Raw genomic sequence first — 15,912 nt, forward strand, 5'->3', positions numbered from 1 at the left:
TATTTGATTTTATAATCAGTAATAAAATCTATATTTGATAATTATTAAAGGTAATTAGTCTTTTGAATTAGCCTAATTTAAAACGAAACAGATAATTATTCTATGGAGGAATTAGACGAAACCGATATACGACTGCTGAAAATGCTTGGCGAGGACTCTGAGATCACTATAAAAGAGTTGGCCGCAAAGGTAAACCTATCGCCCTCGCCGGTCTTTGAAAGAGTTAAAAAACTAAAAACAGGTGGCTACATAAAAAAATACATTGCCATAATAGATGCTGAAAAGCTTAATTACGGATTAATAGTTTTTTGTAATATCAAGCTTAAACAGCATGATAAAAGCATAGGGCATAAGTTTGTAACCGATATAATGAAGTTAAACGAGGTGGTGGAATGTTATAACATTTCGGGCGATTTTGACTTTTTATTGAAGGTTTACGCCAGGGATATGAAGCACTATCAGGATTTTGTATTCAACAAATTAGGATCGGTAACCAGCATAGGCAGTACGCACAGCACCTTTGTAATGTGCGAGAATAAACACAGCTATAATATTAATCTTTAACAATTGATAATGGGACAAATTGTGTATCGTCCTGAAAAAAGTTTACACTTTTAATGATTAATCCTGTGATAAGTTTACACTTTAATTTTAGTCCTGTTATAGGTTTACACTTTTCTAAATATAAAGAATAAACTATTGTTGTTTGCTTGTTGTGTGGGAATGTGGGAAACTCCTTCAGTTTTCCATATTTCCACATGTTTTTCGTTTTTTGCTTCTTTTTTCTTTTTACTGTCTCCTTTCTTTTGTTTAAAACTGTGGTACCCGATTTCTGCAGGGTCTGTTAACCCAACTCTTCCATTTACGTTGGATCGGGCCGGTTTGCCCATGTGCCTGGTCAGGGGTCATCATATCAATGCTGCTATGCAGCCTCACGCTGTTATAAATCTCAACAGCTGTTACTGCCGACTCCCGGGCGCTTGTAAGGTGGGGATATACTTCCTTAAGTAACTCCAGCTTTAGTATTCCGTTTACTCTTTCTGCAATGGCATTATCCCTGGGATCACCGCTTTGGGTCATGCTGATAGCGATAGCGGCTTGATTTAACAAACCGATATAGTTTTCACAACAGTATTGTGAACCACGGTCTGAATGATGGATCAACAGTTCATTACCCGTCCTTTCTTTAAGCGCCATTTCCAGAGCCGCCACAGGCCCCTGACCTGATAGGTCCTTATTCATGTGGTAACCCACGATCTTACGACTGTAAGCATCTGTAACCAAACTCAGATAAGCGAATATGCTCTTTTTCAGTCGTATATAGGTAATGTCACTCACCCATAATTCTTCTGAACGGCTTAATACGATACCCTTTATCAGGTCGGGGTATTTCTTCATCCAGTGATTCGAGTCCGTTGTCCGGGGCTTACTGTGCCTACGCTTTCTGTTTAACAAACCGTTTTCACGCAGCAGGTCAAACACCCGGTCTCTGCCCCTGACGATATGATGATCTGCCATAAATGGCTCCATCATCGCATACAACTTTCGTCCTCCAAGTTTCGGTTGAAGCAGGCGGTGAGCAAGCACCTGAGCGATTATCAGGTCGTCCTCCAGTACACTTTTTCCTAATGCTTTTTGATATTGATAATACGCCTGTGGCGAATGACCAAGCAGTCTGCAAAGCTCACGAAGTCCCCGTGAGCAGCTTTGCATTTTCATTTGGACCGCCTGGTGCCATGCTTTTTTCGCAGGTCTATACCCAGCTCCTTACTGGATATATCGATCATCAGATCCTGTAACTCAATCTTCAGACGAGCTTTTCGAAGCTCCTCACGGAGCGTCTTAACATCATCCGGTAAGGTTGTGTCTTCTACTGAAATGGCTTTAATTGCTGCCGGCTTCTTTTCTTTCTTTTGCTTTGACATCACCATCCGGTGGATTTGCGCACGGGATATTCCGTACTTTTTCTCTAAAGCTCGGTAATTTAATCCCAATAAATTACGATCCATAAGTATCGATTCTGCTGTTCTTTCGTCCATCTTTGTTTACTTAATGTGTAAACCTATTTCAGGACGAGACATTGGGACGAAAAATCATTTTTTTTCAATTCGCTTGTAATTAAGTAGTTATGCCAAATCTGCAGGTAATTTTCCTGACGAATAAGTAGTCTCACTTTGTCCCACTACAAAATTGCAAACTGCTTACTGCCAACCATTTACTACAAAATGCGTCCCATCCCGGCCCATTTTGTCTCACACGCGTGTGGGACAGCGTGCACGTCTAAAACAAATTATGTAGTTTTGAGCCCTTTTTAACAATTATGCTAACTGTAGAGAAAATTGGCGGCACCTCAATGAGTGCGCTTCACCAAGTAATAGATAATATTGTATTATACAACAAAACCGGCGCAGACGTGTACAACCGTGTTTTTGTTGTATCGGCGTTTTCTGGCGTAACCAACGTGTTACTTGAGAACAAGAAGACTAAAGCGCCCGGTGTATACCAAAAACTGGCAAGCCACGAAGATTTCCGCGCGGAGTTAAACGCTGTTGCTGTGCATCTTAAAGAGTTGAACAAGCAATATGAGCCACTTGGCCTTGATTTGACACAAGCCGATGCCATGGTTGACAGTACCATGCAAACTGCCCTTAACTACCTGGAGGGTGCGGTTACCATGCTGGCCTCAGGATACCTGAACGAAGGCATTTTACTGGCAGCCAGGGAGATTCTTGCATCGCTTGGCGAAACACATTCTGCTTATGTATTATCAAGTATCCTTAAGCAAAAAGGTATAAATGCCCATTTGCTTGACTTAGCCGGCCTTAACGATGCCCGTGCGCTTACCATCAGCGAGCGCATAAAAGACGCATTTTCAACAATCGACCTGAACAGCTGTGTGGTTATCGCTACCGGCTATGCAAAAGGAACTGAGGGTATTATGCGTGAGTTTGACCGCGGTTACTCGGAAGTGACATTCAGCAAGATAGCTGAGATACTAAAGCCACAGGAAGCTATTATTCATAAAGAGTACCACCTATCTACTGCCGATCCCGGCCTGGTTGGTATTGAGAACGTACGCCCTGTTGGTCATACAAACTTTGATATTGCAGATCAGCTTGCTGATGTGGGTATGGAGGCTATCCACCCAAAAGCCGCCAAACCGCTTGAAATGGCCGGCATCCATTTACGCATAAAAAACACCTTCGAGCCCGAGCATCCGGGTACGCTCATAACAAACGGTTATGTATCTACCATAAAAAGGGTAGAAGTTATAACCGGAACTGATAAGCAATTAATGATTGATATTTACGATCCATTAATGACCGGCAACGTAGGCAGCGACTTACGCATAATGCAGGCTTTTTATAACCATGGTATCAGCTATACCTATAAAGTTACCAGCGCCAACAGCATCAGTATTGTTATTTGGGAGAATGACCTCAAACAGGAACTGATAGACGAGCTGCAGCAAAATTTTGAAAGAGTAACTACTGAGCCTGTTGCGATGGTTTGTCTGTTGGGCAGCAATATGGATCAGCCCGGGTTGTTAGCTAAAGCAGCGGCAGGATTGGCAAAAGCAGATATCAATATCCTAAGCGCCGGCGTAGCCAAAGGCAAGGTGAATATTCAGTTTGTAGTGGCTAAGCAAGATTTTAAACCAGCTATTATCGCTTTAAATCAGGCGGTAGGATAGATGCTTCTATAGATCGTGATTCATTGTAATAAAAGAGGTGAAAGATCGTGTCGTGCGTAAAAGATTTTGATTTTCCAAAAGCCGAAAACGATATAGTATTTTAACATTTTTTTTTTGGAAAAAGGAACCTAAGTAATTGTGGATAATGGTATTATTGCCATCCGCAAATACAAGGAACTTAATGAAGAATTTTCTCGATGACAATTTCTTATTGGATACTAAAACGGCGCAGCTATTGTATCATGACTACGCAGCCGGTAAGCCTATTATAGATTACCATTGTCACTTGCCTCAGGATGAAATTGCCTCTGATAAACAATTTGCTAACATCACCCAGATTTGGTTAAAAGGCGATCATTATAAATGGCGTGCTATGCGTGCCAATGGGGTAAACGAGGCCTACATAACTGGTAATAAAAGTGATAGAGAAAAGTTTGAAATGTGGGCGGCCACAGTGCCTTATACCTTGCGTAACCCGCTATTTCATTGGACGCATCTTGAGTTGCAACGCTATTTTGGAATTAAGGATGTTCTTTCGCCTGCAACCGCTGCAAGGATATATGATGAATGTACTGAAAAACTTCAATCGCCTGAATATAGTGTCCGCAGCCTTTTGAAAAAAAACCAAGTTGAGGTTGTTTGTACAACAGATGACCCTTTAGATAATCTGGCTGATCATAAAAAAATAAAAGAAGATAATTTTGGAGTAAAAGTGCTGCCTTCCTTTCGCCCGGATAAGGCCATGAATGCAGATAGCGTTGCGGCGCTAAATGAGTATATAGATAGGCTTGAAAAAATCTCTGACACGCACATCACCAACCTCGACGAATACCTTTTAGCTTTAAAATCACGGCATGATTATTTTGCCACCAACGGAGGCAAACTATCAGATCACGGCTTAGATTATGTTTATGCGGCTGATTATACCGATGCCGAGATAGTGCAGATATTTAAAAAGATAAGAAGCAATAGCGAGATCACTGCAGATGAGAATTTAAAGTTCAAGTCGGCCCTGCTTTACCAATTCGCTTTGTGGGATCATGAAAAAGGTTGGGTGCAGCAGTATCACGTGGGTGCTTTACGCAATAATAATACCCGTGCGCTTTCAACTTTAGGACCGGACACTGGCTGGGATTCGATAGGAGATTTTACACATGGCAAAAGTCTTTCAAGGTTCTTAGACAAGTTAGATACCGACAACAGATTAGCAAAAACTATTTTGTACAACAACAACCCTGTTAACAATGACCTGTTTGCTTCAATGGCTGGCAATTTTAACGACGGATCTGTAGTTGGAAAAGTACAGTTCGGCTCTGCCTGGTGGTTTATGGATCAAAAAGAGGGGATGATCAATCAAATGAATTCGCTCTCAAATATAGGCTTGCTAAGCCGCATGGTAGGTATGCTTACAGATTCGCGTAGTTTTATGTCGTTCCCGCGGCATGAGTATTTCAGAAGGATACTATGTAACCTGTTTGGCAATGATATAGAAAACGGGGAGTTGCCTAACGACATTGCGTGGACAGGCAAAATTGTAGAAGATATTTGCTACAACAATGCTCGCGACTACTTCGGGTTTTATCAATAATATTGCTTTTTTATTCTTAGTAATTAATTTTATTAATTGCGATGTATGCTTTGGCGGGCTATTTGATATAGTTTGTTAAAGCATATATTATTATGAATAGTATCAATCAACAACAACCCGAAGACAATAAAAAAGATCTTGCCGGCCCGGAAGCGGTAAAAAAATTCAAAGAACTCGCTGATAAAGCTACCTGCTTCTTTTGCAGCAACATTAAAACAGGCATCCCTTTTTCCACCAGGCCAATGGCTGTGCAACAAATAGACGACGAAGGTAACTTCTGGTTTTTGTTTGCCAATGATAGCCATACCTTCCAGGAAATAAATGCTGATCCTTTTGTGCATATGTTATTTAAAGGCTCAGAGCACTCAGACTTCTTAAATATTTACGGCGTGGCTTCATCAAGTGCAGACAAGCAAAAAATTGCTGAGCTATGGGATCCTTTAATGAAAACTTGGTTTACCGAAGGACAGGAAGATCCGCGTATAGCGGTATTAAAAGTAGAACCCTCCGAAGGATATTATTGGGACAACAAACACGGTAATGCGGTAGCATTTGTTAAAATGTTAGTGGGGGCCGCTATCGGTAAAACACTTGATGATTCCATTGAAGGGAAAGTAGAGGTGTAGAATCAAGAGCCAAGAACCAAGAGTCAAGATGGTAAGTCGATAAATAGGCTTAACTCTTGGCTCTTGACGCTATATAATACTCGCCATCTCCAACTCAATCTGCATTTGCTGTTGTAGCTTAAGTGCTTCGGCGCGGGCGGCATCTGCAAAATCTTCGCCATTACTCGCGTAGATAATTCCGCGCGATGAATTTACCAGCAAACCACAATCTTTGGTTATGCCGTATTTGCATACTTCTTGCAAACTGCCACCCTGCGCGCCTACGCCGGGTACCAGTAAGAAATTATCAGGAGCGTATTTGCGTATATCTGTAAACTCAGTGCTTTTTGTTGCACCCACCACGTACATTAGCCGATCGGCACCTGCCCAGCTGTTGGCTTTTTTTATTACAGTGTCGTATAAATGCCCATCCGCTGTGGGTAAATACTGAAAATCTTTACTACCTACAGACGACGTAAGCGCCAATATAATTATCCATTTACCCTCGTATTTCAAATAAGGTAAAATGCTATCATTACCCATATACGGCGTAACCGTAATGGCGTCAAAGCTCATTCCTGATGAGGCTTCATCTAAAAATGCCTGGGCATATTTATCAGAGGTATTGCCAATATCACCGCGTTTGGCATCAATAATAGTAAGGCAATCTTTGGGTAGGTATTCCCATGTGGCTATCAAGCTTTGCAGGCCTTTTATGCCCCGGCACTCATAAAAAGCCGAATTGGGTTTATATGCAACACATAAGTCCTTTGTTGCGTCAATAATCCGTTTGTTAAACTCAAATACAGGATCCGGGTAGGACAGCAGAAAGTGTGGTATCTTGTCAATATCGGGATCAAGGCCGACACATAAAAAAGATTTTTTTTGCTTTATCTGGTTTATCAGTTCCTGGCGCGAGATCATAAGTTAATTGCAGGGGATTAAGTATTTTCGGTGGTTCAAAAAAACTAAAAATTAATACAACAGTTCATCTATTAAGCATATTTTTTTTAAAAATTTGTTTTTTAAAATTATTTGAGTAGAATTGCACTGTTTTCCTGAATTTTCTTGCACTAAAGAAACAAATTTTAAATCCCACGTTATTTAATTATAATATAAATTTCCCGGGTTTAAATGCTGAAACACAAGTTGCAGATTAAATTTCTTAATTATTGTCTATCCGATAACTTTACATGTTGCGGAAAGATTATTTCAAAAAACAAACTGTAGAGCCGACACGCGTATAAAAACTGACGCTCACCAATAATACATACAAAAAAAATTCCCCTTTGAATTAACTTCATTTATGTTTGATACAACCGAATTGAACGACAAGCTCGTATCTGAGCTGCGCGAAATTGCAAAAAGTTTAGGTATAGCCGACGCCGACGAGCTTAGGAAACCACAATTAATATCCGGCATTGTTGAAATGCAGCAGCTTATTGAAGCTGCGCGTTCACAGCAAGCTACCGTTGAAAATAATTACACACCTGTTAACGCACCGGTGGGTGAAGATGCAGATGATAAGCCGCGTAAAAGAAGCCGCGTTATAAAAGGCACAAAACCACGTATTGAAGTACCGTTAGACGATACTAATCTGTTTGAGGCGGAAGACGAGGCGCCTGCCGAAGATGTTGAACCAGAAGCGAGCCCTGTTGCAGCAGAATTTGAGACGCCGGCACAAGCACCGGAAGAAGCTGCTGATACACGCCCGCAGAAATTTGAACGGAGAGTTAATAACCAGCAAAAACCACAGGAGCCTGCCATAAATCTTGATTTTGATAATGTTATAGTTAACGAAGGTGTTTTAGAGATCATGCCTGATGGCTACGGTTTCCTGCGCTCTTCTGATTATAACTATTTAACATCTCCTGATGATATATATGTATCGCAATCGCAGATAAAGCTTTTCGGCCTTAAAACAGGCGATACCGTGCGCGGTAGCATTCGCCCGCCAAAAGAGGGGGAGAAATACTTTCCGTTGGTACGCGTAGAAGCCATTAACGGCAGGATACCTGCCGAAGTACGTGACCGTGTTCCGTTTGACCACTTAACACCCTTGTTCCCATCAGAGCGATTGAATTTGTTTACTGATCCGGGTAATTATTCAACCCGTATAATGGATCTTTTCTCGCCTATAGGTAAGGGGCAGCGTGGTTTAATTGTGGCGCAACCTAAAACAGGTAAAACCATGTTGTTAAAGGATGTAGCCAACTCTATTGCTAAAAACCATCCTGAAGTATACTTGATTATTCTTTTGATAGATGAGCGCCCTGAAGAGGTGACCGATATGGCACGTAGCGTACGTGCAGAAGTTGTATCGTCAACATTTGATGAGCCTGCTGAGCGCCATGTAAAAATAGCCAATATTGTTCTTGAAAAAGCTAAGCGTATGGTTGAGTGCGGCCATGACGTGGTTATCTTATTGGATTCTATCACCCGTTTGGCGCGTGCGTATAATACCGTGGCTCCTGCATCAGGCAAAATATTATCTGGTGGTGTTGATGCCAACGCGTTGCACAAACCTAAACGCTTTTTTGGTGCGGCACGTAACATTGAGGATGGCGGCTCATTAACTATTATAGCTACAGCTTTAACAGAAACAGGCTCTAAAATGGATGAGGTTATCTTTGAAGAATTTAAAGGTACCGGTAACATGGAGCTGCAACTGGATAGAAAATTATCTAACAAACGTATATTCCCTGCTATTGATATAACTGCGTCAAGCACACGTAGAGACGATTTATTGCTTGATCGCGAAAGCCTTCAACGCATCTGGATATTGCGTAACCACCTTGCTGATATGAACTCGTTGGAAGCAATGGAGTTTCTGCAAAGCCAGATCAGGGGTACAAAAACCAATGAAGAATTCCTTATTTCAATGAATTCTTAATAGTTTTGGTGGGTTAAGTGAGTGGTTTATAAGGTTGATTGAGTGGTTTAGCAACCTTTACATTGCTAACTATTCACCTAATCAACCACTCACCATTAACTTAATAAGCAATTATTAATTTATTTAAGGTATTAGCTTTACCTTAGCTGCATAATGAGGAAACGAGTTAGAAAGCATATCCCCAATTTTATCACCTGTGCAAACTTGTTCAGTGGTTGTGTAGGGATAGTCTTTGCCTTTCAGGGAGAACTTATTTTTGCAGCATACGCGCTTTTTTTAGCTGCCATATTTGATTTTTTTGATGGCTTTGCTTCAAGGGTTTTAAAATCATTTTCAGGAATTGGAAAGGACCTTGATTCGCTTGCAGATATGGTAAGCTTTGGGGTGTTGCCATCTGTAATACTTTATCAACTATTTTTACAGGCTCCGCAAATTGATAAGGTAAGTACCTATTTAAATTTCTCCGCGTTTCTTATTCCGGTATTTTCTGCATTAAGGCTGGCAAAATTTAATACTGATACCCGGCAGGCAGAAATATTTATTGGCCTGCCTACACCGGCTAACGCTATTCTTATCGCTTCTTTTCCGCTTATTTTACAACAGTATCCGTCGCTGTCGCGTTTCATTCTCAATCCATATGGCCTTACTGTATTTATTATTGTGATGTGCGCCCTGTTAGTTATGGAAATGCCGCTAATGTCGCTTAAATTCAAAAACCGCGATTTTAACAGAAATATTTACCGTTATTTATTACTGCTGTTTTCGGCAATATTGATACTATTTTTTAAATTTGTCGCTGTTCCGGTGGTTATTTTTATCTACATCACCCTATCTATAATTCAATTTAAATTTGCAAATGACAAAGTTCCAGGCTGAAATTGACGTAATGCCAAAAAAAGAAATTCTTGATCCGCAAGGAAAAGCGGTTACAGGAAGCATGAAAAATTTAGGATTATCCGAAATTCAGAATGTACGTATCGGCAAACATATTTCATTGCAAATAGAGGCCGAAAATGAGCAAGCTGCCCATGCTAAAGTTGATCAGGCATGTAAAAACTTGCTGGCAAATTTAATAATGGAAAGCTACAGCTTTAAATTAGAACAGGTTTAGGCTCCTGCGTCAGCTTTTATTTTAAGTAATCTTTTTGTGTTTTCGGCAAGATTAGCCTCAACCTGGTTAAATTGTGTCAAAACCTCGGCAACGTTCGGCGAGCCACCTTTACAGCTTAACTCAATTTGATGGATAAGCGCCTGGCTTTCCAGCATTCCAAAAAAACCAAAAGTTGATTTCATTTTGTGGGCTGCCGATCCGGCTGTTGGCCAGTCCTGCGCGTTGATGGCCTCAATTACCTGTTGTAATGATTCCGGAGTTTGTTGCATGAACATATCTATCGAGTCAACAATAAATTCATCGCTGCCATCAGCTATCTCCAATAACAAGGCCAGGTCAAAGTCAGGTCCGGAAGGAATTTCTGTCATATAAAAGGTTAATGATTCAAATTTATAATTTTTTTACGATCAAACTGTCTGTCAGATTTTTTTTCAATTCTAACATTGTTTTATTAAGCAGCGGGTGAACCAGTTCGGGCGCTATCTCAACAAGGGGTTCTAACGTAAATCTCCGGTTATGCAATTCAGGGTGAGGTACTACTAAGTCATTTTGCTTGATGATCTCATCATTATAAAACAAAATATCAATATCTATCAATCTCGATCCCCATTTTTCGTCGCGTATGCGTCCCATACTGGTCTCTATTTTCAGTATTTCATTAAGCACCTTATTTGAAGACAGTTGAGTTTGTAAAAAAACAACTTGGTTCAAGTAATCAGGTTCGCCCGCCTTCCCCCATGATTGTGTTTCGTATAAGGCTGATTGTTTCAATACCCCGCCAACCCGCTCTGCTATCTTCGTTACAGCCATTTGTAATAACAGCTTTCTGTCTCCCAGATTGCTTCCCAATAATAAAAAAACGTTATTCATTGTTGTAACAAATATAAGGAGCAAGGCTCTTAATACTAACTTAATATCTTGCCTTTTATTAAGTTTGCATAGTTATATAATAATATTAAATGAAGCAATTTTTCAAGTTTGTATTAGCAACTGTTGTTGGCGTAGTTTTGTCGGTTTTGGTATTGACGCTGGTTTTGGTGCTTATTTTGGGGGGAATAATATCATCTGCCGGTGGCGAAAAAAGCGCTATTGTTGATAATAATAGCATACTTTATATATCGTTAAAAAACACAATTGAAGAACGCACGCCTCAAAACCCGCTTGAGGGCCTTGACTTTTTAGGCCTCGGCGGCGATAAGAATATAGGTTTAAAGGATATTTTGGCCAATATAAAAAAGGCTAAAACCGACAACAAAATAAAAGGTATTTTCCTGGATGAAGGCTACATGCAATCAGGGCAGGCCACTACTGAAGAGATACGCAATGGGCTTATTGATTTTAAAAAGTCGGGTAAGTTTATAGTCGCTTACAGCGAAGTCTACACCAAAGGGTTCTATTATCTGGCATCGGTAGCAGACAAGATCTACCTTAACCCTAAAGGCATGCTTGAATTTGATGGATTTAGCTCAGACGTAACTTTTTATAAGGGCGCGCTTGATAAATTGGGGATTGAGGCACAGGTAATTAAGGTGGGTACTTATAAAAGTGCTGTGGAGCCTTATATCCTCACAAAAATGAGCGATGCCAATCGTTTACAGGTAAACTCATACATCAATTCGCTGTACAACCATTATTTAAAAGGTATCGGCGCGAGCCGCGGCATAAATAAAGACTCGTTATATAAATACGCCGATGATCTTTATATAAAAGAGCCCGAGGACGCTGTCAAGTACCGCTTGGTAGACGGTTTGAAATACAAGGATGAAATTATAGCCGATTTAAAAAAACGTACCGGAGTAAGCTTAAAAAGCGATTTAAATACCATTGATCTGGTTGATTATACCAACGCAGCAGGTAACGAGGATAGCGAAGTATCAACTAACCGCATAGCTATGGTTTACGCGTCGGGAGAAATAGCAGGGGGAGAAGGAAGTGATAATAACATCGGCTCAGAAACCCTTTCAAAAGCACTGCGTAAAGTTCGTACCGATGATAAGATCAAAGCCGTTGTACTACGTGTAAATTCGCCGGGAGGCAGTTCTTTAGCGTCTGATGTGATTTGGCGCGAGGTAATGTTAACACGCAAGGTAAAGCCGGTTATTGTTTCTATGGGGGATATGGCGGCGTCGGGCGGGTATTATATCGCTTGCGCGGCAGATTCTATTTACGCTCAGCCTAACACCGTAACGGGTTCAATTGGGATATTTGCTATACTCCCTAACATGCAAAAGTTGTTAAACGATAAACTTGGGATAACCTTTGATAACGTAAAAACAGGCAAGTACGCAGATATGGGCTCTGTTGACAGGCCGCTCACACCTGAGGAACGTGCCATATTACAGGCACAAGTTAACAGAGGATATTTTGATTTTACCAAAGCTGTAGCAGACGGCCGCCATAAAACCCGCGAATACATTGACAGTATTGGTCAGGGCCGTGTATGGACAGGCGAACAGGCTATAAAAATAGGTTTTGGTTGATCGTTTAGGCAGCCTTAATGACGCAGTTAAGTCTGCAGCTAAAATGGCCAAATTAAAAGAGTATCGCGTGGTAGATTACCCTGATCAAAAAAGTGTATTGAAAAGCCTCGGGGCAAATTTTAGTGCTAAGATCCGCGAAAGCATGGTACAATCCGAATTGGGAGAAAATTACGGTATATACAAGCAAATAAAAGGGCTTACTCAAATAATGCGCATACCCCAGGCGCGCATGTTTTATAATGTTGAAATAAAATAGGGTACACATCGGCGGCAACAAACAATAGCTTATGTTGTTATCGTTATGAAGTAAGCGACAGCTTTTGTACTTTTACTGCTTCAGCTAAATTATGGAAAACAAAGCCATTGCACGCAAACTCCGATTGCTTTCGCAGCTGATGGAATTGCATGATATTAACCCATTCAAAATCAAGTCTATAGCCAACGCATCTTTTAAAGTTGATAAACTGCCATTTAAACTTGCAGGTAAAGACTATGCCGAACTGGAAAAGATTGACGGCATAGGTAAAAGCCTGGCCGCAAAAATTGTTGAGTTGCTGGAAACCGGCACCATGGCAGAAATGGACAACCTTATTGATAATACCCCTGCCGGTGTGGTTGAAATGATGGGCATAAAAGGCATTGGCCCCAAAAAGGTAGCTATAATATGGCGCGATATGGGCATTGAAACCGTAGGCGAGCTTTATTATGCTTGTAACGAAAATCGCCTTATAGAAGCAAAAGGTTTCGGTTTAAAAACTCAGGAAGATATACTTAAGGTGATAGAATTTGTAATGGCAAGCCATGGCAAGTTTTTATATGCACAGGTAGAACCTGAAGCCAAAGCGTTGATGGGTGAGATAAGGAGTGTTTTTGACAATGTTTTAATAGATTTTGCAGGCGAATACAGAAGAAAATGCGAGATCATTACCGAATTGGTGTTGGTACTGGGCACGCGAGATCCTGATATGGCTGCCCATACGCTCTCTACATCATCTGCTTTACATAAGATAACAAGCGACGGCGACTGCATTATTGCAGAAACGGCTAACGGCCTTAAAGTAAAGATACACTGTGTGGAAAGGCGCTATTTTTTCAGAACGCTTTTCTTTAAAACAGGGAATGACGAACATGTTGCTGCAGTAATGGCACGCGAAACAGAAGAGTCTGATCAGCCGGAAAGTGAGTTGCTTATTTATCAGAAAGCGGGTTTGGCCTACATGCAGCCTGAGCTACGCGAGGGTGATACGTTTATTGAAAAAGCTGCAACAGATAAGCTTCCGCAATTAATAGGATTTGGTGACCTGAAAGGATCATTACATAACCACAGTACCTGGAGCGACGGCGTTAATACTATAGAAGAAATGGCTGCTTACTGCCGGGATAACCTGAATCTGGAATATTTAGGGATATCAGACCACAGCAAGAGCGCCGTGTATGCCAAGGGGCTTAGCATAGAGCGCATTTTACAACAGCATGAAGAGATAAATTATTACAATAAAAATCACGAAGAGTTCTATGTATTTAAAGGTGTAGAGTCGGATATTTTGGGCGATGGATCTTTAGATTATCCAGAGGAAATACTGAAACGTTTTGATTTTATTGTCGCCTCCATCCACTCAAACTTGAAAATGGATGAGGAAAAAGCCACGGCAAGGTTAATTAAAGCAATAGAAAATCCATATACCACCATGTTGGGCCATCCAACAGGCAGATTGCTTTTAAGTCGTAACGGTTATAAGATCGACTATAAAAAGGTAATAGACGCATGTGCTGCAAATAATGTGGTGATTGAAGTAAACGCTAATCCCCTACGCTTAGACCTTGACTGGCGCTGGCATCAGTATGCTTTAGATAAAGGCGTTTGGCTCTCAATAAACCCGGATGCGCATCGCATTGAGGGCTTTAACGATATGCATTACGGCGTACTGGCTGCACGTAAAGGGGGATTATATAAAGAAAGATGTCTGAATGCACTTTCACTGGTAGAGATAACCAGGTTCTTTAAAACCAAAATATTAACCGAAAACGCAATAAATGCTTAAGGATAAAGTACTTTCTGTACGCGATAGCAAAGCAGCACCAACTATATTAGTGATAGGGGATTTGATGGTTGACCATTATATATGGGGCGAGGCCACGCGGCTTTCGCCGGAGGCGCCTGTTCCTGTTGTAAATGTCAAGAACGAATCGACCACTTTGGGTGGGGCCGGAAATTTAACCCAAAACTTGGTGGCGTTGGGTGCTAAGGTGATATTGGCCGGGGTAATTGGAAATGACGCAACCGGCAACCAATTAAAAGAGATATTGCTTGCAGAAAATGTTATAACAGATTGCATAATAACTGATAATAGCCGACCTACAACAGTAAAAACAAGGGTATTAGCCGGTAGTCATCAATTGGTGAGGATAGACAGAGAAGTTGCAGATCAGGTTGACATCTTAATAGAGAATGATCTGATAGAAAAGGTAAGTAAAAATATTGACGCCGCCGATATCGTTGTTTTTTCTGATTATAATAAAGGGTTATTCTCGCCGGTTCTTACACAGAGATTGATGCAGGTTGCGAATGAAAAGCAAAAGAAAGTGATTGTTGATCCGAAAGGATTGAATTACGACAAGTATAAAGGAGCCTACCTGATAAAACCCAACCGTAAGGAACTTGCCGAGGCAGCTAAAATTGAAAAAATTAAAGATATTGACGACCTACAGGAAGCTGCAAAGGTAATTTTTGCTCAAACGCAAACAGCTTACCTGGTGGTAACTTTATCTGAAGAGGGAATGGTTATTTTAAGCGAGCTGGCATATAAAGCGCTGCCGGTTAAAGCTACGCAGGTTTTTGACGTTACCGGCGCAGGCGATACGGTACTTGCTGCCATAGCGTACTTTATGGCCGTCGGGTTTAGTGTGGAGGAGGCTTGCGAGGTATCTAACCACGCAGCGGCTATCGTAATAAGGCAAGTAGGCAGTGCATCTGCAACAATTGATGAAATATTGAATGATATGACCGTTTGATCATATAATCCTTTTAAAATAGTATAGATGAGATTACAGTTAGAAAAAACCTTGTTGGATAAAATAACAGATATTTCATCACTTAAAAGTAAGTTGGCTGCCTGGCGCTTTCAGGATAAGAAAATAGTTTTTACCAACGGTGTTTTTGATCTTTTGCACACCGGGCACATAACATACCTTACCAAGGCAGCAGAATTGGGAGAGAAGCTAATCGTTGGTTTAAACGCTGACGCCTCTGTAAAGCGCTTAAAAGGCCCTGACAGACCCGTGAATGATGAGAAGAGTCGCGCATTGTTATTGGCCTCGTTTTTCTTCATAGACGCGGTAGTTTTGTTTGATGATAATACACCGCTTGACCTGATTACTCAATTAATGCCCGACATATTAGTTAAAGGCGCAGATTATACAATTGACAACATTGTTGGCGCAAAACAGGTGATTGCAAATGGCGGTGAGGTAAAAACTATAGATTTTGTTGATGGTTTTTCATCTACCTCTATTATCCAAAAAATCAAAGGTCATTAACATT

At 40.9% G+C, this 15,912-nt stretch carries 17 protein-coding genes; 12 read left to right on the forward strand and 5 right to left on the reverse strand.

Annotated elements, in window-relative coordinates; translation table 11 throughout:
- Positions 1 to 102 precede the first annotated feature (102 nt).
- The gene (locus ACVW2L_RS03170) at positions 103 to 564 is read left to right on the forward strand and encodes an Lrp/AsnC family transcriptional regulator (RefSeq protein WP_457126505.1); all 462 of its coding nucleotides are present in this window, start codon (positions 103 to 105) and stop codon (positions 562 to 564) included.
- Between the two features lie 246 nt (positions 565 to 810).
- Here the strand turns inward: ACVW2L_RS03170 and ACVW2L_RS03175 are convergent, their stop codons facing one another.
- Positions 811 to 1,719 carry an IS3 family transposase gene (locus ACVW2L_RS03175; RefSeq protein ID WP_457126506.1) on the reverse strand — a complete coding sequence of 303 codons (909 nt, stop codon included), beginning with the start codon at positions 1,717 to 1,719 and terminating at the stop codon, positions 811 to 813.
- Positions 1,716 to 2,039, reverse strand: a complete 324-nt coding sequence (locus ACVW2L_RS03180) for a hypothetical protein (protein WP_457126385.1) — start codon at positions 2,037 to 2,039, stop codon at positions 1,716 to 1,718. The genes ACVW2L_RS03175 and ACVW2L_RS03180 overlap by 4 nt, the downstream gene beginning before the upstream one ends.
- Positions 2,040 to 2,320: 281 nt before the next feature.
- Between ACVW2L_RS03180 and ACVW2L_RS03185 the strand changes: the two genes are divergently transcribed.
- The 3 genes from ACVW2L_RS03185 to ACVW2L_RS03195 all read left to right on the forward strand — a co-directional run bounded on the left by ACVW2L_RS03185 (position 2,321) and on the right by ACVW2L_RS03195 (position 5,908).
- Entirely contained in the window at positions 2,321 to 3,694 is a 1,374-nt protein-coding gene (locus ACVW2L_RS03185) for an aspartate kinase (RefSeq protein ID WP_457126507.1), read from the forward strand.
- Positions 3,695 to 3,875: 181 nt separating this feature from the next.
- The gene (uxaC, locus tag ACVW2L_RS03190; protein WP_457126508.1) at positions 3,876 to 5,282 is read left to right on the forward strand and encodes a glucuronate isomerase; all 1,407 of its coding nucleotides are present in this window, start codon (positions 3,876 to 3,878) and stop codon (positions 5,280 to 5,282) included.
- A gap of 92 nt (positions 5,283 to 5,374) precedes the next feature.
- Positions 5,375 to 5,908 (forward strand): pyridoxamine 5'-phosphate oxidase family protein, encoded by a 534-nt coding sequence (locus ACVW2L_RS03195; protein WP_457126509.1) that lies wholly within the window; start codon positions 5,375 to 5,377, stop codon positions 5,906 to 5,908.
- A gap of 69 nt (positions 5,909 to 5,977) precedes the next feature.
- Here the strand turns inward: ACVW2L_RS03195 and pyrF are convergent, their stop codons facing one another.
- A complete protein-coding gene (gene pyrF / locus ACVW2L_RS03200; protein ID WP_457130176.1) occupies positions 5,978 to 6,808 on the reverse strand; it encodes an orotidine-5'-phosphate decarboxylase in 831 nt (276 codons plus the stop codon).
- 385 nt (positions 6,809 to 7,193) lie between these two features.
- Between pyrF and rho the strand changes: the two genes are divergently transcribed.
- From rho to purS, 3 genes are all read left to right on the forward strand, one after another.
- Complete coding sequence (gene rho / locus ACVW2L_RS03205) at positions 7,194 to 8,780, forward strand: transcription termination factor Rho (RefSeq protein ID WP_457126510.1); 1,587 nt, start codon at positions 7,194 to 7,196, stop codon at positions 8,778 to 8,780.
- 153 nt (positions 8,781 to 8,933) lie between these two features.
- Positions 8,934 to 9,656, forward strand: coding sequence for a CDP-alcohol phosphatidyltransferase family protein (locus ACVW2L_RS03210; RefSeq protein ID WP_457126511.1), 723 nt, complete (start codon positions 8,934 to 8,936; stop codon positions 9,654 to 9,656).
- A 10-nt stretch (positions 9,657 to 9,666) separates the two neighbouring features.
- Positions 9,667 to 9,891, forward strand: a complete 225-nt coding sequence (gene purS / locus ACVW2L_RS03215) for a phosphoribosylformylglycinamidine synthase subunit PurS (protein WP_457126512.1) — start codon at positions 9,667 to 9,669, stop codon at positions 9,889 to 9,891.
- On the opposite strand, the gene ACVW2L_RS03220 is transcribed toward purS, so the two are convergent.
- Positions 9,888 to 10,259 (reverse strand): Hpt domain-containing protein, encoded by a 372-nt coding sequence (locus ACVW2L_RS03220; protein ID WP_457126513.1) that lies wholly within the window; start codon positions 10,257 to 10,259, stop codon positions 9,888 to 9,890. The two genes, purS and ACVW2L_RS03220, sit on opposite strands and share 4 nt — an antisense overlap.
- A 22-nt stretch (positions 10,260 to 10,281) precedes the next feature.
- Positions 10,282 to 10,761 carry a 2-amino-4-hydroxy-6-hydroxymethyldihydropteridine diphosphokinase gene (gene folK / locus ACVW2L_RS03225; protein ID WP_457126514.1) on the reverse strand — a complete coding sequence of 160 codons (480 nt, stop codon included), beginning with the start codon at positions 10,759 to 10,761 and terminating at the stop codon, positions 10,282 to 10,284.
- 89 nt (positions 10,762 to 10,850) lie between these two features.
- On the opposite strand from folK, the gene sppA reads away from it, so the two are divergent.
- From sppA to rfaE2, 5 genes are all read left to right on the forward strand, one after another.
- A complete protein-coding gene (gene sppA / locus ACVW2L_RS03230; RefSeq protein WP_457126515.1) occupies positions 10,851 to 12,371 on the forward strand; it encodes a signal peptide peptidase SppA in 1,521 nt (506 codons plus the stop codon).
- Entirely contained in the window at positions 12,364 to 12,627 is a 264-nt protein-coding gene (locus ACVW2L_RS03235; protein WP_457126516.1) for a hypothetical protein, read from the forward strand. Before sppA ends, ACVW2L_RS03235 begins: the two co-directional genes overlap by 8 nt.
- Before the next feature lie 91 nt (positions 12,628 to 12,718).
- Positions 12,719 to 14,413: a helix-hairpin-helix domain-containing protein gene (locus ACVW2L_RS03240; RefSeq protein WP_457126517.1), complete on the forward strand. Its 1,695-nt coding sequence runs from the start codon at positions 12,719 to 12,721 to the stop codon at positions 14,411 to 14,413.
- A complete protein-coding gene (rfaE1, locus tag ACVW2L_RS03245; RefSeq protein WP_457126518.1) occupies positions 14,406 to 15,383 on the forward strand; it encodes a D-glycero-beta-D-manno-heptose-7-phosphate kinase in 978 nt (325 codons plus the stop codon). Before ACVW2L_RS03240 ends, rfaE1 begins: the two co-directional genes overlap by 8 nt.
- Positions 15,384 to 15,410: 27 nt before the next feature.
- Positions 15,411 to 15,908, forward strand: a complete 498-nt coding sequence (gene rfaE2 / locus ACVW2L_RS03250; protein WP_457126519.1) for a D-glycero-beta-D-manno-heptose 1-phosphate adenylyltransferase — start codon at positions 15,411 to 15,413, stop codon at positions 15,906 to 15,908.
- Positions 15,909 to 15,912: the final 4 nt, after the last annotated feature.

The sequence above is a fragment of the Mucilaginibacter sp. HD30 genome, assembly GCF_054061755.1.